The 17,976-nt window shown below is 39.6% G+C and carries 18 protein-coding genes and 1 other annotated feature; of the genes, 4 read left to right on the forward strand and 14 right to left on the reverse strand.

Features of this window, described 5'->3' with window-relative positions; all coding sequences use genetic code 11:
- Window positions 1-132: 132 nt before the first annotated feature.
- From ACFQ4X_RS10970 to zapA, 5 genes are all read right to left on the reverse strand, one after another.
- Window positions 133-537: a DUF350 domain-containing protein gene (locus tag ACFQ4X_RS10970; RefSeq protein ID WP_379837140.1), complete on the reverse strand. Its 405-nt coding sequence runs from the start codon at window positions 535-537 to the stop codon at window positions 133-135.
- An 89-nt stretch (window positions 538-626) separates the two neighbouring features.
- Complete coding sequence (locus ACFQ4X_RS10975; protein ID WP_379835092.1) at window positions 627-2,984, reverse strand: endonuclease MutS2; 2,358 nt, start codon at window positions 2,982-2,984, stop codon at window positions 627-629.
- 32 nt (window positions 2,985-3,016) lie between these two features.
- The gene (polX, locus tag ACFQ4X_RS10980; protein ID WP_379837142.1) at window positions 3,017-4,735 is read right to left on the reverse strand and encodes a DNA polymerase/3'-5' exonuclease PolX; all 1,719 of its coding nucleotides are present in this window, start codon (window positions 4,733-4,735) and stop codon (window positions 3,017-3,019) included.
- A gap of 354 nt (window positions 4,736-5,089) precedes the next feature.
- Window positions 5,090-5,626, reverse strand: coding sequence for a CvpA family protein (locus ACFQ4X_RS10985; RefSeq protein WP_379835094.1), 537 nt, complete (start codon window positions 5,624-5,626; stop codon window positions 5,090-5,092).
- 1 nt (window position 5,627) lies between these two features.
- Complete coding sequence (gene zapA, locus ACFQ4X_RS10990) at window positions 5,628-5,891, reverse strand: cell division protein ZapA (protein ID WP_379835096.1); 264 nt, start codon at window positions 5,889-5,891, stop codon at window positions 5,628-5,630.
- 154 nt (window positions 5,892-6,045) lie between these two features.
- On the opposite strand from zapA, the gene rnhC reads away from it, so the two are divergent.
- Window positions 6,046-6,990 (forward strand): ribonuclease HIII, encoded by a 945-nt coding sequence (rnhC, locus tag ACFQ4X_RS10995; RefSeq protein ID WP_379835097.1) that lies wholly within the window; start codon window positions 6,046-6,048, stop codon window positions 6,988-6,990.
- A gap of 292 nt (window positions 6,991-7,282) precedes the next feature.
- Here rnhC and pheT read toward each other — a convergent pair whose 3' ends face one another.
- From pheT to ACFQ4X_RS11010, 3 genes are all read right to left on the reverse strand, one after another.
- Window positions 7,283-9,706 carry a phenylalanine--tRNA ligase subunit beta gene (pheT, locus tag ACFQ4X_RS11000; RefSeq protein WP_379835099.1) on the reverse strand — a complete coding sequence of 808 codons (2,424 nt, stop codon included), beginning with the start codon at window positions 9,704-9,706 and terminating at the stop codon, window positions 7,283-7,285.
- Between the two features lie 18 nt (window positions 9,707-9,724).
- Window positions 9,725-10,759, reverse strand: coding sequence for a phenylalanine--tRNA ligase subunit alpha (pheS, locus tag ACFQ4X_RS11005; protein WP_379835100.1), 1,035 nt, complete (start codon window positions 10,757-10,759; stop codon window positions 9,725-9,727).
- 39 nt (window positions 10,760-10,798) lie between these two features.
- Window positions 10,799-11,021 (reverse strand) — a binding site (T-box leader).
- 82 nt (window positions 11,022-11,103) lie between these two features.
- On the reverse strand, window positions 11,104-11,868 hold the full coding sequence (locus tag ACFQ4X_RS11010; protein ID WP_379835102.1) for a TrmH family RNA methyltransferase: 765 nt from the start codon (window positions 11,866-11,868) through the stop codon (window positions 11,104-11,106).
- 103 nt (window positions 11,869-11,971) lie between these two features.
- Here ACFQ4X_RS11010 and sspI point away from each other — a divergent pair, with 103 nt between their 5' ends.
- On the forward strand, window positions 11,972-12,178 hold the full coding sequence (gene sspI / locus ACFQ4X_RS11015; protein ID WP_066291537.1) for a small acid-soluble spore protein SspI: 207 nt from the start codon (window positions 11,972-11,974) through the stop codon (window positions 12,176-12,178).
- A gap of 70 nt (window positions 12,179-12,248) precedes the next feature.
- On the opposite strand, the gene ACFQ4X_RS11020 is transcribed toward sspI, so the two are convergent.
- Together ACFQ4X_RS11020 and ACFQ4X_RS11025 are read right to left on the reverse strand one after the other, a co-directional pair.
- A complete protein-coding gene (locus tag ACFQ4X_RS11020) occupies window positions 12,249-12,743 on the reverse strand; it encodes a dUTP diphosphatase (protein WP_379835104.1) in 495 nt (164 codons plus the stop codon).
- A gap of 256 nt (window positions 12,744-12,999) precedes the next feature.
- Window positions 13,000-13,602: a TVP38/TMEM64 family protein gene (locus ACFQ4X_RS11025; protein ID WP_379835106.1), complete on the reverse strand. Its 603-nt coding sequence runs from the start codon at window positions 13,600-13,602 to the stop codon at window positions 13,000-13,002.
- A gap of 143 nt (window positions 13,603-13,745) precedes the next feature.
- Between ACFQ4X_RS11025 and ACFQ4X_RS11030 the strand changes: the two genes are divergently transcribed.
- Both ACFQ4X_RS11030 and ACFQ4X_RS11035 read left to right on the forward strand, forming a co-directional pair.
- Window positions 13,746-15,086 (forward strand): cytochrome ubiquinol oxidase subunit I, encoded by a 1,341-nt coding sequence (locus ACFQ4X_RS11030; RefSeq protein WP_379835107.1) that lies wholly within the window; start codon window positions 13,746-13,748, stop codon window positions 15,084-15,086.
- A 17-nt stretch (window positions 15,087-15,103) separates the two neighbouring features.
- Entirely contained in the window at window positions 15,104-16,129 is a 1,026-nt protein-coding gene (locus tag ACFQ4X_RS11035; protein WP_379835109.1) for a cytochrome d ubiquinol oxidase subunit II, read from the forward strand.
- A 4-nt stretch (window positions 16,130-16,133) separates the two neighbouring features.
- On the opposite strand, the gene ACFQ4X_RS11040 is transcribed toward ACFQ4X_RS11035, so the two are convergent.
- From ACFQ4X_RS11040 to infC, 4 genes are all read right to left on the reverse strand, one after another.
- Entirely contained in the window at window positions 16,134-16,385 is a 252-nt protein-coding gene (locus ACFQ4X_RS11040; protein WP_379835111.1) for a DUF1294 domain-containing protein, read from the reverse strand.
- A 77-nt stretch (window positions 16,386-16,462) separates the two neighbouring features.
- A complete protein-coding gene (gene rplT, locus ACFQ4X_RS11045; RefSeq protein WP_379835112.1) occupies window positions 16,463-16,822 on the reverse strand; it encodes a 50S ribosomal protein L20 in 360 nt (119 codons plus the stop codon).
- Between the two features lie 39 nt (window positions 16,823-16,861).
- A complete protein-coding gene (gene rpmI / locus ACFQ4X_RS11050; protein ID WP_066291545.1) occupies window positions 16,862-17,065 on the reverse strand; it encodes a 50S ribosomal protein L35 in 204 nt (67 codons plus the stop codon).
- Window positions 17,066-17,088: 23 nt separating this feature from the next.
- Window positions 17,089-17,592: a translation initiation factor IF-3 gene (gene infC, locus ACFQ4X_RS11055; RefSeq protein ID WP_066291547.1), complete on the reverse strand. Its 504-nt coding sequence runs from the start codon at window positions 17,590-17,592 to the stop codon at window positions 17,089-17,091.
- Between the last annotated feature and the right edge of the window lie 384 nt (window positions 17,593-17,976).

The raw sequence follows: 17,976 nt of genomic DNA on the forward strand, positions 1-17,976 counted from the left end.
CCAGACCCCCTATAGGAAGGTCTGGATTTTTAATCATGTGAAAAATAATAAATAAACAATACCTGCAGCAATAAATACTCCGCTCAGAACAAAAAGCACTTTAAATAACGTTTCCATATTTTATCCCTTCAACTATTCAATGCCTTCACCAATAACAAATGACAGACCGACTGATATAACCATCGAAATAAAACCTACAGCTCTGTTATCATTTTCAATTTCCTTATCGATCTGGAATTTTGGCGTTAAAAATTCATAAATAAAATAACCGATTAAAAGCAAAATGAATCCAAATATTCCCCACATGACCATCATTAGCAAAGAGTCGTTCTGGGAAATTGAATATCGAAAAATATTTGCGATTCCAAAAATCTTCCCGCCTGTTGCCATTGCAACTGAAAGATTTCCGTTTTTAATTTCAACCCAGTTCTTATAACGTGTCACAAGCTCGAATACAGCTAAAAACAGGACTAGACAAAGAACTACAACGCTATAGTTTGCTGCAGTTTTTATAAAAGCATTTCCCATAAAATCCATCGGCAGTTCCCCTTTGTAGATGGCTTTTTTTATATATAGGCTCATTTCGTAAATACCTCAGAGCAGTTGAATCTGCATTATACTCTGGATTATTTTAACACAGCTACTGTTACTCCGCCTCCGCCTTCACCTGCGGCACCCATTCTTGTAGACTTTACATTGCGATGAGATTTTAAAAGCTCTTGTACGCCTTTACGAAGCGCTCCAGTACCTTTGCCATGAATGATATAAACTTGGTTAAAGCCTGCCATCATGGCTTCATCTAAATATCTGTCAACCTCAAGCATCGCGTCTTCATACCTTTTACCTCTTAAGTCCAGTTCTGGGCGTGAAGAATCATTTGAACCTGTAACCTTTACAAATGAACGCGGTTCAGGTTTTGGTTTTGATTCTTTTATCCATTCCAAATCACGTTCTGATACATTCATTTTTAAGATACCGATTTGCACTTGATACTCGCTGCTGCTGACTTTTTCAACGATGTGTCCTTTTTGGCCGACACTTAACACTCTTACTTCATCACCAGGAACATATTCTTTTTTTGTGGATGCAGCTTTTGGTTTCTTATTCTTCGTCTTTGATTTTGGAACAGCTTCTTCCAATCTCTTTTTTGCATCAATCAGTTTATGCTCTTTGATCTGTCCGCCTGATTTTTGAAGTTCACGAATTTCAACAATAATCTCTTCAGCTGTTTCCCGTGCTTTTTCAACAGCTCGTTCCGCTTCTTCTTTTGCCTTCTGATACAGCCGCTCTTTCTCATTTTGATAAAGCTCTAACTCGCGTTCAAGATCAGCTTTAATCGCTTCAGCTTCTTTTCTTTTAATCTCAGCTTCTTGCATCTCTTTTTCTGCTTGTTTGCGGTTATCTTCAAGAGATCGGATCATATTGTCAATTTTATTTTCGTCTTCACTGATCTGAGATCTAGCTGAATCGATAATATCTTCACGTAAACCGAGTCTTTTCGATATTTCGAAAGCATTACTTCGTCCTGGAACGCCGACTAACAGCCTGTATGTTGGACGTAATGTCTGTACATCAAACTCTACTGAGGCATTCATAACGCCTTCGCGGTTGTAAGCATAGGCTTTCAATTCACTGTAATGTGTTGTCGCTACAACGCGAGCTCCTCTTGCAAATACAAAATCCAGAATAGAAATCGCGAGTGCGGCACCTTCTTGCGGATCTGTTCCTGCGCCAAGCTCGTCAAATAGGACAAGAGATTCATAATCCAGCTTGTTTAAGATATCAACAATGTTAACCATGTGGGATGAGAATGTACTCAATGACTGTTCGATAGACTGCTCATCGCCGATATCTGCAAAAATAGTTTTAAAGACAGCCATCTCAGATTCTTCCTGTGCTGGTATCTGCAATCCGCATTGGGCCATTAATGTAAGAAGACCAATCGTTTTTAAAGTAACAGTCTTCCCTCCCGTATTTGGACCTGTGATAACAAGAGATTGATACTCTCCTCCCAGCTTCACACTCGTTGGAACTACTGTCTCCTGATCCAGCAGCGGATGTCTGCCGTTATAGAGAGAAATGAAGCCTTTGTCATTCATAATCGGTCTAGTACATTTTAGTTCATTTGCAAATCGCGCTTTTGCTAATATAAAGTCAACCTCTGCTAAAACATCCACGTTCAGGAGAATATCATCAGCTGTTTCAGCAACTTGTGCAGTGAGTTCTCTTAATATCTTCTCTATTTCACGTGTTTCTTTCGCTTTTGCTTCTTTCACCTGATTATTTATGGTAACGACTGATTGCGGTTCAATGAATAGCGTAGCACCACTGGCAGACTGGTCATGCACCATACCGCCAAAGTTCCCTCTGTACTCTTGCTTAACAGGAATAACAAATCTATCATTACGGATCGTTATGATAGAATCAGACAGCATCTTTTGATAGCTTGAAGATCTGACGATTGATTCTAGCTTTTCTCTGACTCTAGCTTCGAAAGTACGGAGCTGCTGGCGAATTGTTCTTAGCTCTGAGCTCGCACTATCCATCATATTTCCGTGGTCATCTATGCAATTTTTAATAGATTGCTCAACTTCCTGCAAAGGAATGATCTGTTCAGCAGCATTTTTCAAGATATGAAGCTCGATGCCATCTTCCACTAAACCCTCTATAAAACGTTTAAATCTTCTTCCGCCATAAAGAGTTGACGCAATATCCATCAAATCTTCCTCGTTTAAAAGACTCCCGATTTTCGAGCGTTTTACGTTTGAACGAATATCAAATATCCCGCCAAAAGGAACCTGCCCTCTTAGACGGAGTACCTTTACACCTTCATCTGTCGCTTCTTGTGCGGCGTTCACTTCTTCAAGTTCTGTTAAAGGGGCAAGAGCTTCAATCTTATTTATTCCTAATGAACAGCTTGCATGCTTCTTTAATCTTTCAATTACTTTTTTCAATTCTAAAACTCGCAACATTTTTTCTTGCATGTTAAACTTCCTCCTGATCCGAGGATATAGAGCTATTTTTTACGGTTTAAATAGGTTTCAAATTCTTTTAAAGTCATAGTATTTATAACAGAACTTTTTTTAATAAAACCTTTTCGTGCTACCGCAGCCCCAATCTCCATATGTTTCATCGTTTCTTTGTAATGCGCATCCGTATTAATAGCAATCTTCACACCGAGCTCCTGTGCTTTCCTTAGCCAGTCCGGCGATAGATCCAGTCTGTTTGGATTAGCATTTAACTCAATTGCGGTATCTGTTTCATACGCGAGCTGAAGCAGCATATCCACATCAACATCGTAGCCTGTTCTTCGGCCGATCAGCCGCCCAGTCGGATGAGCAATTAAATCTACCTTTTTATGTTCAAGCGCCGTTTTTAAACGTTTCATAATCTTACTTTGATCTTGTGAAAAAGCAGAATGGATACTCGCAATAACAAAATCCATCTCATCGAGAAGATCATCATCATAGTCTAGTGTACCATCCGGTAATATATCCATTTCAATTCCAGCAAATATTTTAAAGTTCTTATATTTTTCGTTCAGCTTATCAATCTCTTTCCGCTGCATGCGGATCCTCTCTGGAGTGAGTCCGTTTGCAACTCGCAGATACTGTGAATGATCTGTAATAGCCATGAACTCATATCCACGGTTCCTTGCTTCTTCTGCCATTTCCTCTATCGAGAATGCGCCGTCACTCCATGTAGAATGCAGATGCAGATCTCCTTTAATATCCGATAATTGAACAAACTCATAATCTTCCATCAGAAGTTCGATTTCTTCACCATTTTCTCTCGCTTCTGGCGGTATCCAATTCAACCCGAAGTGCGCGTAAAATTCTTCTTCGGTTTTAAACGTTCGAACTTCACCTGTCTCTGTATTTTCAACACCGTATTCGCTAATCTTTTCTCCTCTGGTCTTAGCCAGCTGTCTCATTTTAACGTTATGTTCCATTGAGCCTGTAAAATGATGCAGTGTCGTTGCGAATTGCTCGGGTTCAACGATTCTAAAATCTACTGAAACAGCCACTTTCTCTCCTAAAACGAGTGAAACCTTCGTTTCACCGCTTGCAATGACATCCGTAACTCCCTGCAAGTTTAGGAGCTGTTCTTTCACTTTACCAGGATTTTTTGAAGAGATAATAAAATCAAGATCTTTAATCGTTTCCCGGTACCGTCTTAGACTACCAGCTCTCGAATATTTTACGATATGTTCCATCGATTCCAGCTGGGTCTCAATACTTTCAGCTATTGGAAGCATATAAGCGATCGGCAGTCTTTCCGGTCTTTTTCCAATATCGTCTAAAGAAGCAAGAATTTTCTCTTCTGTCTTAGCTCCAAATCCGGCAAGTTCTCTTACTTTACCAGCATTACAAGCTTCTTTTAATGTTTCGATATTTGTTACGCCCAGTTCTGAGTAAAGTTTCGCAATCTTTTTTCCGCCCAAATTAGGCACTTGTAATAATGTAATAAGTTCAGAGGGTACTTTTTCCTGAAGTTCAATAAGAAGTTCAGATTCACCTTTATCCATGATTTCGATAATAACCGTGGCCGTTCCTTTGCCAATGCCTTTTATTTTCGAAACATCTTCAATTTGATCCATCGTTCGCTCATCACCTTCAAGAGCATTTGCTGCTTTTCGGTAAGCGGAAACTTTAAAAGAATTTTCTCCTAGAATTTCGAGATAAAGAGCAATTTGTTCTAACGCACGTACAATTTCTTTTTTATTAGCCATAATGTACTCCCTTCTTTCGATCTCGATTTATATAATTGGCTCTCTTCTAACGGAATGTTGTTTTTGGGTATTTTTTCATTTCCTTCATTGGCAAGTTGATTGAAGCGTAAGGTGCGAGACTCCTCGAAAATTAAACTTCAAATTTTCTTCGTGCGATGTGTCGCTGCCGCAGCCTTCCTTGTCCTATGGGACGAGCGGTCAGGTGGAGACTCCTAATGGCGCAAAGCGGCAGGAGGGCTCACCGCACGCCCCATGGAAAGCGAGCAACCTGAAGCGGAAATCAACTACTATCAAAGAGCTACAATGTATACGAAAACAGCCATTTAATAAAAAAACTTCTCCAAGGAGGGAGAAGTTTTACGCCATATGTTTCATCCACATTTCCTTAACTGACTCAGAAAATACGGGGGTGTTTTTGACCATTCCCTGTGCAATCCATGAATTATCATAATGCGCCTGAAATGATTCGATAGGCACTAATGTGGCGATATACAGTAAAATAAATACGATCAGATAAACTTCTACAAAGCCTAAAAGTCCGCCAAGCCATCTGTTTGCAGTATGCAGAATCGGCAAATTTGCAAGAAAATCCAGCATTGAGCCTAATATCTGAAGAATGATTTTTGTTGCAAAGAACAAAATGGCAAAAGCGATCGCATTGTAATAGGCCTGCTCCAGTGAGATGCTATTAAGTAATAAAGAGACAGAACCCTCATTTGAAGACGGATACGGAATCCATAGTTCAAGCTTTGGAGCCAAATCATCATAATACAGATAAGCAACGATATAAGCTGCGATAAATCCGATCAAGTGTACGAGCTGCATAATAAACCCGCGTTTTAATCCGATCAAAAAGCCACCCAATAATACAATAAACAGAATTAAATCCAACATGTTAACTTTCCTCTTTTCCAATTCTTTGTTGCAATTTTTTCAGCTCTTCTTTAATCTTTAAATATTCACTCATTGTATTTACCGCTGTCAGTACAGCGAGTTGTTTCGAATCAAGAAACCGGTTATGAGACTGAATTTCTCTCATTTTCAAATCTACTTTATCAGCTACTAAATGAATGTGGCTGGAAGGTTCGGTCCCTGCAATTACATAACGCTGTCCATAGATCTCGACCGTCGTACGGTTTTTATTTTTGTCTCCCGCCACGAAAAAACCTCCTTGTCATAAAAAGGATCGATCATTTGATGAATACTCTAATCTACATCTTATCAAATATCTTACATAGTTGAAAATATTTCTGTTCATTTCTAGAGAAATTTTGATATATTTGGAAATCCAATAACTTTAGGGGGCATTTATAATGGCTCATGTTGTAAAAAAAATGACGAATACCGAAATCTTAGCAATGAAAAAAGATCTGGCTCATGCCGTTCAGGATAAAACTCCGCCTGGTGCTGTCTTCTCTGCAAAACTTCCAGATTGTACAGTAACAGCTTACAATTCGGGGAAAGTACTGTTTCAAGGTAAAGGAGCAGAAGAAGCTTCTCAAAAATTTTCAGGTCAAGTCTCACCATCTAAAGTAAAAAGCAAAACATCTAAACCTCCGCATCGTTATGCACCGCCTCAAAATGCTGCAGAATTATCGATGATCGGAAGCGATGAGGTTGGTACAGGTGATTATTTCGGACCAATGACAGTTGCAGCAGCTTATGTATCACGCGATCAGCTTGAACTGGTAAGGGAACTTGGCGTTAAAGATTCCAAGCATTTAAACGATAAGCAGATTATCCAGATTGCGAAAGAACTTATTCACACAGTTCCCTATTCTCTCCTTGTTCTTAATAACGAAAAATACAATGAGCTTCAGCAAAAAGGAATGACTCAGGGGAAAATTAAAGCGATCCTGCATAATCGCGCTCTTCAGAATGTGAAGGCTAAGATAGAAGGAGAAGAGATCGATGGAATATTAGTAGATCAGTTTTGCGAACCCGGTGTGTATTTTAACTACTTAACGAAAGAGAAAAACCTTTTAAAAGAAGGCATCTATTTTGCTACAAAAGGTGAATCTATTCATCTTGCAGTGGCTGCAGCCTCTATTTTAGCAAGATACAGCTTTTTAAAGGAAATGGATAAACTCGGAGCACGATTTAACACTATAATCCCAAAAGGTGCCGGACCTCATGTTGATGTGAAAGCGGCTGAACTAGCAGAAAAGTTTGGGGAATCCGTTTTCGATACAGCAACAAAAAAACATTTTGCAAACACTCAAAAAGCGTTGAATCTGTTGAAGAAAAAGCGAACATGATCTGCATTTATAAGCAGAAACACTGGTTTGAGGCGTAATCCAATATGGCATTGGGCTGTGATGCTTGAAAAAATGCGTCTGGGGCGGTCGTGTATGGATATTGGGTGAAACTCGGCAGCGTTCGGGTGAAACCAGGCCGCATTGGGGTGAAACGTGTACTTGTTTGGGTGTAAGTCCAAAATACTGGGCGAACGTGTAAGGAATAAAAGAACACGTACCGTAAAAGCTTAAAATGAATACTAAATCAAATAAAAACCGGCTTGCATGAAAGCAAGCCAGTTTCTTTTTACCTTTATTTTCTTAACTGCGCTCCAAAGTGTTCTTCTAAACTTTTTAAAACGCGATTGTGTGCTGATACAACTTCTTCGTCAGTCAGTGTACGTTCTGGATCAAAATATTTTAAAGAGAAAGCAAGTGATTTCTTACCTTCTTCCATCTTCTCTCCTTGATACAGATCAAACAGATTTACTTCTTTTAGCAGCTCACCGCCAGCAGCTTGAATTACTGTGAACAGATCGCCTGCAGGCAAGTCTTGATCAACGACTAAAGCAATGTCACGAGTGATTGAAGGATAACGCGGCAATGTCTGATATACCATTTGCTCTGTTTCTGCTTCGATCAGACTCGTTGCGTTCAGCTCGAACACGTAAGTGTCTTTTAAATCCAACCCTTTTTGAAGTGCTGGGTGAAGCTGACCTACAAGCCCAACTGGTATACCATCCAGTTTTACAACCGCAGTTCTTCCAGGGTGCATGTTTTCAATTTCAGCAGACTCATACGTAATGCGTTCAGAAAGATTCAATTCACTCATTAGACCTTCTAAGATCCCTTTTAACACATAGAAATCTACTGTTTTCCTTTCGCCTTGCCACAAGTGTTCGTTGAATACGCCTGTTACAGCTCCTGAAACAAACACGTATTCTTCAGGAAGATCGTTTAAAACTTTCTGGCGATTAATGAAAACTGATCCCATTTCATAAACTGCCAAATCTTCCATAGAGCGATTCTGGTTATAATGAAGCACTTCCAGAAGCTGAGGCAATAAACTCATACGCAAAGTACTGCGCTCTTCACTCATCGGATGAGCAACTGAAATTGGGTAAACAGCATCTTCAGTGTATGAGAAATGCGTAGATTTTTCTGGTGTTGTCAATGCGTAAGTTACTGCTTGATAAAGACCGGCACCTTCTAAATATTTACGAATCTCACGGCGCTTAGCCTGACTTGCTGTTAAACCTCCAGGACGAGCCTCTGATAAAAGGTACGTCGTAGGGATGCGATCGTATCCATAAATCCGCCCAACTTCTTCAATTAAATCAGCCTCGATTGTAATATCAGGTCTTCTAGTAGGAACAACAACTTCAAATACACCGTCTGATTCTTTGTACGAAAAACCTAAACGATCAAAAATAGCAGAAGTTTGTTCAGCTGTGATAGTCGTTCCAAGCAGATTATTCATTCTAGAAACATCCATTTTTACAGAATACGTATTCACTTCGCGTTTTCCAGCTTCTACGATTCCATCTGCTACTTTACCGCCAGCTAATTCAGCCATTAACCCTGCCGCTCTTTTCGCTGCTGCATAAACACGGTTGCGGTCGATTCCTTTTTCATATCTTGAACTTGCTTCACTTCGCAAGCCTAGATCTTTTGAAGCTGCTCTCACACGGCTTGAAGCGAAATATGCTGCTTCTAGGAGCACGTTCGTTGTATCATTTTGCACTTCACTAGTTGCTCCACCCATAACACCTGCAACTGCAATCGGCTCTTTGCCATTTGTAATCACTAAGTGAGTGTCTTTCAATGAGCGGTCCTGATCATCGAGTGTCTGAATTTGTTCACCTTCTGCAGCACGCCGAACTACAATCTCCTTTGAACCCAGACGGTTGTAGTCAAATGCGTGGAGCGGCTGGCCATATTCAAGTAGAACATAGTTTGTAATATCAACAATATTATTGATCGGGCGAATTCCTGAAGCCATTAAACGATTCTGCATCCATAATGGAGATGGTCCTATTTTAACATTACGAATGATCATCGCCCCATAATAAGGATTGTCTTCTAAAGATTCAATGCTGACAGAGATAAATTCTTCAGCTTTTTCTTCGGAAGCCGTGATCGATGTATCTGGAAGTTTAACGTCTTGCTCTAAAATAGCGGCTACTTCATAAGCAACACCTAAAACGTTAAGGCAATCTGCGCGGTTAGGCGTAAGACCAAGCTCCAGCACATGGTCATTCAAGTTTAAATATTCCAATGCATCGCTCCCGGGCTCTGCATCAGAAGGCATCACAAAAATTCCTGAAGAATACTCTTTTGGAACAAGCTTTGTGTCAACTCCGAGCTCCTGCAGGGAACAGATCATTCCAAGGGATTCTTCACCGCGAAGCTTTGCTTTTTTAATTTTGAAGTTCCCAGGCAGCACTGCTCCAGGAACTGCTACTGCTACCTTTTGTCCTTGAGCAACATTCGGTGCACCGCAAACGATCTGAGAAACTTCCCCTTGTCCGATATCAACTTTACAGACTCTCAGCTTATCAGCGTTTGGATGTTGTATGCACTCTTGTACATACCCGACAACAACTCCGCTGATCCCTTTATTCAAGGATTCAACCATTTCAACTTCGATACCGCTCTTCGTTATTTTATCCGCTAGTTCTGACGGACTGATTTCTACATTTACATACTCTTTTAGCCAGTTATAAGAAATTAGCATCAAATTTCCCCTCCCTAATTATGCATTTTTGAATTGTTTTAAGAACCGGATATCATTCGCATAAAAATGGCGGATATCATCTATGCCGTATTTAAGCATTGCGATTCGCTCAGGCCCCATACCAAATGCAAAACCTGTGTACTTCTTAGAATCAAAGCCAGCCATCTCAAGAACGTTTGGATGAACCATACCTGCTCCTAAAATTTCAATCCAGCCTGTCTGTTTACAGATAGAACATCCTTTTCCGCTGCATTTAAAACAAGAAATGTCCATTTCTACAGACGGTTCTGTAAACGGGAAAAAGCTAGGACGCAAACGAATTTTACGGTCTTCACCAAACATTTTTTTCGCGAACGTTTCAAGAACACCTTTTAAGTCACTTAAACGCACGTTCTGGTCAACCACAAGTCCTTCAATCTGCATGAATTGGTGAGAATGTGTAGCGTCATCGTTATCTCTTCGATAAACCTTCCCTGGAGAGATGATTTTCACAGGACCTTGACCTTCATGCTTTTCCATCGTACGAGCTTGAACCGGTGAAGTCTGTGTTCTAAGTAAGATGTCTTCAGTGATAAAGAAAGAATCTTGCATGTCTCGAGCCGGATGGCCTTTAGGCAGATTAAGAGCCTCGAAATTATAATAATCTGTCTCAACTTCTGGACCTTCTGCAATCGTAAAGCCCATACTTAGGAATAAGTCCTCAATTTCGGTTACAACTGCTGTTAGCGGATGCGCATTTCCTTGTTTTACAGGTCTTCCAGGCAAAGAAACATCAATTGTTTCCTTCGCTAACTTCTCAGAAATCGCAGCATTTTCTAATTCTGTCTGCTTTTTTTCTAGTTCAAGCTGAATGCTGTCACGCACTTCATTCGCATAAGCACCGATCACCGGTCTTTCTTCTGCTGACAATTTCCCCATTCCCTTTAAAACTTCAGTAATGGGTCCTTTTTTTCCTAGATAAGCTACCTTAACAGCTTGAAGATCTTTTAAATCATGACTTTGATTGATTTTTTCGATCGCTTCTACTTTTAGTGCTTCTAAACGGTCTTTCAAGTACAACCCCTCCTTAAAAATATAAAAACTCCTCATCCAATAAGGGACGAGGAGTTCGCGGTACCACCCAATTTAACAATGAAATTACACTGTTCACTTCATTTTAATAACGGCTCTTCACCGGCCAGCCCTACTCCATAATGTTCAGGTGGCAACTCAGGAGTGAATTCAATAATACCTACCAAAGAAATGCTTACAGTCCAGGACATTTCCTCCCTTTTTGGCGGAATCATTATCTACTCTTCTCCATCTGCGTTTTTTCGATCTATTCATATTCGTCTTTTTACATTATATATGAACAAAATCAAGAATTGCAACGAATCTCATATAAAAACAAGAAAACATCATCTTTTGCGCTGAAGCTCATAAAGAAGAATACCCGTTGCAACTGAAACGTTAAGTGACTCTGCTTGACCAAATATTGGAATCTTCACATTAATCGATGATTCTTCTTGAAACATCTCTTTTACACCTTGTCCTTCATTTCCCACGATAAGTGCAAATCCGTTCATCTCAGGCAGCTCTCTCATATCAACTGCCTCTTGCAGGGATGTTGAAATCACGGGAACATCTTCAGCTTTACATTCTGTTATTATTTCTTTTAGATCGGCTTTTGTGATCGTTAAATGGAATAGTGATCCTTGAGTAGAACGAACTGTCTTGCCATTATAAAGATCTGCTGTACCCTCACCTAAGAAAACCCCATCAAGTCCTGCACTGTCTGCAGTACGAATGATCGTTCCTAAGTTCCCTGGATCTTGAACGCCATCAATCAGCAAATAGCGTCCATTTCTTTTAATTCGTTCTTCGGGCTGTTCCGTCATTTCGCACACAGCAATAATACCTTGGGGTTTCTCTGTTTCAGAAAGCTGTTTCATTAACTTTGCAGGAACAGACCATAACGTGAATTTCTCTTTGAGCCAATCCTCTCTAATCTCAAAGTTCTCTTCAATAATGACATGCTGAAGTTTTGCACCAGAGGAAATTGCTTCTTCAATAAGATGAGGACCCTCCAGCAGGAAAGTACCTGTTTTTTCTCTTTCCTTTCTTGTATGCAGTTTTTTCCATTGCTTTAATGAAGCGTTGGAGTCGGATTCGATGTGTTTCATAATAAGTACTCCTTTAAATCATAAATATTTATTAATTTTTTCATAAAACAAGTTCAGAACGTGCACAATAAAAAAAGAAAAATATTAACAGAGGTGCTTATCCATGAATCTTGATTTGAGAAAAGCTGTATTGCATAACGTTACTGGCAACAATAAAGAACAATTGCAAGATACGATCGTTGATGCCATAGAGAGCGGAGAAGAAAAAATGCTTCCTGGTCTAGGTGTCCTTTTCGAAGTAATCTGGAAGAATTCAGACGAACAAAAGAAGGAAGAAATCTTAACAACTTTATCAAACGGCTTAAAATAAAACCCGGTCTTTCCGGGTTTTTTACTTTTAAGTGTTTTTGCAAACTTTGTTAAATAGGGAATCTTCCTAATTAATACCCCGAATCCTGACGCTCGTGATTTACAGCGTTTTTATTTAAGTAAGCCGCTTCAATCTCTTGAAACGAAAATCCAAGCTTTACACCTAATCCCAAAAATTCATTCAAAAATAAATTAAATTCTTGCTTCGATAACGATTTAGCTCCCCACTGATAAAGAGAAAGAAACAAGTGGTTTAACTCTATCTTGTCCATCTTTTCTGTAAGTTCAACCTCAATGGGCAATTCAATTTCTGTAAAACCTAGTTGTAGTCCAATTGATAAAACAAAATGCAGTCCGTCTACATATTCTTCTAAGATTACTTCTTTTTCAGATGCTGGACGTTTACTCCAATATTTAAAGCATCTTGTTTCGTTGGCAAGCTCCCCTAGCTCAACAAGAAATGCTAATCTTCTCTGATCGGATAATGTAACATTTTCAAGGTTATGTTCTTTTACAATTCGAGTATTTAATTCATTCTGCATGGAAAAAAGTTTTTTAATTTTCACGTTCGTCCCCTGCCTTTCATTCCTAAGCTATTATAACGTTAACTAGTCATACATTCGAGGATGAATTTTCGAAAAAGCTGATAGCCGATATTGTTGTCGAAAAATGAAAACTAGCGGCTTTATTACTTAAACTCGCAGGATTCTTATCCATTCTCGCGGAATTAACAAGAAAATTGCAGGGATTACTTATAAAATTTGAAGGATTATCATTTATCTAGTGCATATGTGATACTTTTTACCATAAACAGCGCATGCCTCATGCAGGCATGCGCTGTTTTTCTCTATTTTTAGCTTCTTCCTCAAAAAACTCACTCCATTTTATGACCCATTCTTTCCGTCTTAGCAAATAAAACAGGACTGAAAGCACAACAAGCAGTATGGCTGAAGTTAAAAGAGACAGGGAAAGCATTATAGATCCGAATGATGAGTAAAAGATGGCTATGGGAATGTTTGAGATGATGCTCGCTTTCGTATATTCTTTAAAACTTGACGAAATTTCAATCAAACAAAGACTTAACAGATGAAAATGCATGAATGGAATCATCTTTAAAATGGCAATCTGACCTACTGAAAAAGGCATTCTTTTTCCGATCCATTTTCTTTGAAGTCTTTTTACTTTTTCCATAAGCTTCGGCATACTTTTCATTCCAAAATAAAAGAGTACACTCGACAGGGTAATCCCGATGACAGAATACAAAGTGCCTGCTACTGCACCGAATAAAATCCCTCCTGTAAGACAGATCAAACCGACTGGCAAGAAAAAAAATTGCCTGAACGCTTGCAAAAGGATAAAGAGCAAAGGGGCAAAAATCCCGCTGAACTTAAGGACTTCCATGTAAACACTAGTATCCTCTAACACGCCGCACCTCCCCTTTAAGTCAACATATGACAGCAGACGAGCACTATATGACAATTTTATCGCATGAATAAACCTATGTGCTTTATGACACCTTAAACATAGATTGTTTGTTTACATAGTTTTATTTTTTAGGAGGATTCGGCATGGACACAGTTGTACTCGCGAGAGCTTTTTTTGGCACATCACTCGGTTTTCATATCATTTTTGCTACCCTCGGTGTTGGTCTTCCATTAATGATTGTTATCGCTGAAATTATCCACCAAGTAAAAGGGGACAATGATTATGCCATTATGGCAAAGCGCTGGACTAAGGCGTTTGCTGTTTTATTAGGTGTTGCTATTCCCTCTGGAACAATAGTAGGTGTCCAGCTTTCTTTACTTTGGCCAGGATTCATGGAAATTGTAGGCAAAGTAATCTCACTGCCTTTTCAGATTGAGATCTTTGCTTTTTTCTTAGAAGCTCTTTTCATGTCAATCTATGTATATGCCGCTGACAGACTTCCAAGATACTTCCGCCTGATCTCAGTCTTCTTTGTTGCCTTTGGGGCAGTTGCTTCAGCTATTCTCATTACTGCGGTAAATACATGGATGAATACACCTGACGGCTTTAAGATTAAGCCAGATGGTACGATTTATGATGTTCATCCTTGGGACGCATTCTTTAACCCAAGTTTCGTATCTTCTGCGTTCCACGTAGCGATTACTGCTTATATGACAGGTGCTTTTGCTGTAGCATCAGTAGCAGCATTCAAACTATTAAAAAAGCGTTCTGACCGGGAACGAGCTTATCACCTTAAAGGATTGTTCATGTCTCTTGCGGTTGCTTTTACGATGAGTTTCGTATCTGCTCTATCGGGGCATCACTCAGCGCAGATTCTTCATCAGCATTCTCCAGAGAAACTAGCAGCTGCTGAAGGTTTATTTGAAACACAGCGATATGCACCGCTGGCGATAGGCGGCTTCACCGATCCGAAGACAGAAGAAGTAAAATACGGCATCGAAATTCCTTGGGCATTGAGCTGGCTTGCAGCAGGAAAGTTTGATACAGAAGTAAAAGGTTTGTATGAATTCCCCCGGGAAACATGGCCGCCTTTTTACGTGCATACTTTATTTAACTTAATGGTGGGTATTGGAACACTTTTATTAGGACTTGCGGGTATCGCATTGTTATATTGGTGGTTCTTTATTAAGAAAAGGGGCAAACCTTTCCCTAAATGGCTGCTTTGGTCTCTCGTTTTATCTGGTCCGCTTTCCATGCTGTGCATTGAATTTGGCTGGGTATTCAGCTGCAGCGGCAGACAGCCATGGACCATTTACAGAGTTCAAACAACTGCAGAAGCAGCCACGAGGAATGAAAATCTTGGAATGCTTTTCCTCTTGTTTTTACTTTTGTATGCTCTATTGAGTGTTTTGACGATTTTAATATTGACTGCTTATTTCAAACGCAATCCAGTGTCTAAAGATATGGATAAACTATACGGATAGGAAGGAGGGGAATGGGTATGAGTGAAGAGGTACTTGCGATACTCATCATGTGGAGCTTCATCTTTGTCTACAGTATTTTTGGCTCAATTGATTTCGGCGCAGGATTTTGGGCGATGGTTTATAACAATCACAAAACAATGGCAGGAAAGATCGCAAATCGTTTTCTTTCGCCGACATGGGAGATAACGAATACTTTCCTTGTCCTTTTAGTTGTAGCGTTCGTAGGTTTTTTTCCAAAAGGTGCCTATATGCTTGGAACAGTAATGCTTGTCCCAGTATCGCTGATCCTATTTTTTCTGGCTATCCGGAGTGCTTTTATGGTATTTTCCTATTCTGTGCAAGGCTACCGGAAGACGATGTTTTTTATTTCAGGAATTTCCGGACTATTAATCCCATCCCTGCTAATCGCCGTACTTCCTATTTCACAAGGAGGATTTATCAGTGTTGATGGAGAGATTCAAAGCCTTTTATTAGGGAAGCTTTTTTCCAGCCCTACTTTATATCTGTACGTGCTATTCGGATTAACTTCTGAGCTGTACTTATCTTCTCTTTTTCTAGCTGACTATTCGCGTGTTTCCAATAGAGAGGATGCATATCGGCTATATCGCGGAAATGCGATACTTCTTGGACCGCTGACACTGTTATCCGCTCTATTCACCCTTTTATTTATGGCGCCAGAAGCTGGCTGGCTTGTTGATAACCTTATGGATCAAAAAATATGGTTCATTTTATCATTAATCGCATTCTGCATCGCCTACGCTTCTCTTTGGTGGCCAAAACAAAACCGCCCAGGGATTGGACGGCCAAGATTTACACTGCTCGCAACAGTATTACAATATGGGCTGGCAAGCGTCGGATATGGAATGGCACATCTGCCATATATCGTCTATCCCGATCTAACCATCTATGAGGCTTTCACTGCTACGGAAACTTTCTACTCATTAATGATTATGTATATAGCAGGTCTCGCCATATTAACACCAGGTTTCTATGTTTTCTGGCGGCTATTCTTAAAAGACAAACGATATTTGCAGCAGGATTAATAATCTACAAAAACCATCCTGCAATAACGGTAATAAAAATACTTAGAATCGGCAAGCCATTACGAAATGACGTATGCTTCGTTTTATGGCGGAATTTCTTCATTGCAAGCCACATACCAGGAGCTCCTCCAGCAATAGCAAGCATCCATAGTCTTGATTCAGGCGTACGCCAATTTCCTTCTTGTGCATAAATTTTGTCTTTTTTCATGACCAAGTAAGCAACTGTATTCATTATGATCAAATATAAGATTAACACCTTTTCCCTTTTCCTTTCAGAATGTAAAAAAGATCATCTCCATCAAATGAGGAAATGATCTTTTCTTTTAGTCAAATTTAAGCTTTTAAGCTGTCTTTTGCTTTTGAAGCTAATTGTGCAAAAGCTTTTTCGTCTGAAATTGCGATTTCAGAAAGCATTTTACGGTTGATGTCGATACCTGCTAATTTAAGACCGTGCATTAAACGGCTGTAAGAAAGACCGTTTGTACGAGCAGCAGCGTTAATACGAGTGATCCAAAGCTTACGGAAATCACGCTTCTTTTGACGACGGTCACGGTAAGCGTACATTAAAGATTTGAATACTTGTTGTTGAGCTACTTTAAATAATTTATGTTTGGAACCGAAATAGCCTTTAGCTAGCTTAAGGACTTTTTTACGACGACGACGTGTTACATAGCCACCTTTTACTCTTGGCATATTAAAAACCTCCTATTTTTAAATCAACTTTTCGTATGATTAACGTTTTTTGTAAGTTAACAATGTACGGATACGCTTGTAGTCACCACTGTTAACAAGTTTCGCTTTGCGAAGCTTACGCTTAGCTTTAGTAGACTTGTTAGCAAACAAGTGACTTGTATAAGCGCTCGCACGCTTTAATTTACCTGATCCAGTTTTTCTAAAGCGCTTTGCAGCACCTTTATGAGTTTTCATTTTAGGCATAATGGTTACCTCCCTGGTAAAAATTATTTTTCGGCTTTAGGTGCTAGAATAAGAAACATGCTTCGGCCTTCCATTTTTGGTGATGTTTCCACCGTAGAAAGATCTTCACATTCTTTCGCTAATTTCTCTAATACCGTTTTTCCGATTTGAGAATGAGTGATTGCACGTCCACGGAAACGAATACTTGCTTTTACTTTGTCGCCTTTTTCAAGGAACTTACGGGCATTTCTAAGCTTCGTATTGAAGTCGTTTTCCTCAATTGTTGGACTTAAACGAATTTCTTTAGTCGTAATGACTTTTTGATTTTTTCGTGCTTCTCGATCTTTACGCTGTTGCTCGTATTTAAACTTACCGTAGTCCATTATACGACATACTGGCGGTTTAGCAGTTGCAGCAACGAGTACAAGGTCAAGATTTGCGTTTGCCGCAAGGTCTAAAGCTTCCTGTCTTGTTTTAATGCCAAGCTGGCTTCCATCAGGACCGATTAAGCGTACCTCACGTGCACGAATGCCTTCATTGACAGACATGTCCTTACTAATAGTAAGTCACCTCCAAATTTTCTCAGTGAGTGTTAAAAACACCCGACTTGTTATTTCTGCAAATAAAAAAAGCGTCGGCGCATATATCACCCACACGTAAACCGGCTATGTACTAATGACATGCCTGAATTCCATCTACCCATCAACAGCCACGAATAGGCGTCGAATCAGGTGAGAAGCGGGTGCTTCTGCTTGTTTGATGCTTAAGCTTATTTTATTAACCTTACATACTATAACATATTGGCGTGAAATGTGTCAAACAGCGAATGTAATAAGCAACGAAATTAATTTTACTTCGTTTTGAAAAGTAATGCAAGAGTTTTTTTAAAAAAGCCAGTAACCTGTCCACTTCGTTCATTTTCTGTCCAAGCG

It is taken from the genome of Fictibacillus halophilus (assembly GCF_042680145.1).
GTDB classification, from domain to species: Bacteria; Bacillota; Bacilli; order Bacillales; family Fictibacillaceae; genus Fictibacillus; species Fictibacillus halophilus_A.

Excerpts from the sequence above, each read along its gene's own strand:
- ACFQ4X_RS10970 (WP_379837140.1), bottom strand. The coding sequence starts at position 537 with ATGGATTTTATGGGAAATGCTTTTATAAAAACTGCAGCAAACTATAGC.
- ACFQ4X_RS10975 (WP_379835092.1), bottom strand. The coding sequence starts at position 2,984 with ATGCAAGAAAAAATGTTGCGAGTTTTAGAATTGAAAAAAGTAATTGAA.
- ACFQ4X_RS10985 (WP_379835094.1), bottom strand. The coding sequence starts at position 5,626 with ATGTTGGATTTAATTCTGTTTATTGTATTATTGGGTGGCTTTTTGATC.
- rnhC (WP_379835097.1), top strand. The coding sequence starts at position 6,046 with ATGGCTCATGTTGTAAAAAAAATGACGAATACCGAAATCTTAGCAATG.
- pheT (WP_379835099.1), bottom strand. The coding sequence starts at position 9,706 with ATGCTAATTTCTTATAACTGGCTAAAAGAGTATGTAAATGTAGAAATC.
- ACFQ4X_RS11010 (WP_379835102.1), bottom strand. The coding sequence starts at position 11,868 with ATGAAACACATCGAATCCGACTCCAACGCTTCATTAAAGCAATGGAAA.
- sspI (WP_066291537.1), top strand. The coding sequence starts at position 11,972 with ATGAATCTTGATTTGAGAAAAGCTGTATTGCATAACGTTACTGGCAAC.
- ACFQ4X_RS11030 (WP_379835107.1), top strand. The coding sequence starts at position 13,746 with ATGGACACAGTTGTACTCGCGAGAGCTTTTTTTGGCACATCACTCGGT.
- ACFQ4X_RS11035 (WP_379835109.1), top strand. The coding sequence starts at position 15,104 with ATGAGTGAAGAGGTACTTGCGATACTCATCATGTGGAGCTTCATCTTT.
- rplT (WP_379835112.1), bottom strand. The coding sequence starts at position 16,822 with ATGCCAAGAGTAAAAGGTGGCTATGTAACACGTCGTCGTCGTAAAAAA.
- rpmI (WP_066291545.1), bottom strand. The coding sequence starts at position 17,065 with ATGCCTAAAATGAAAACTCATAAAGGTGCTGCAAAGCGCTTTAGAAAA.
- infC (WP_066291547.1), bottom strand. The coding sequence starts at position 17,592 with ATGTCTGTCAATGAAGGCATTCGTGCACGTGAGGTACGCTTAATCGGT.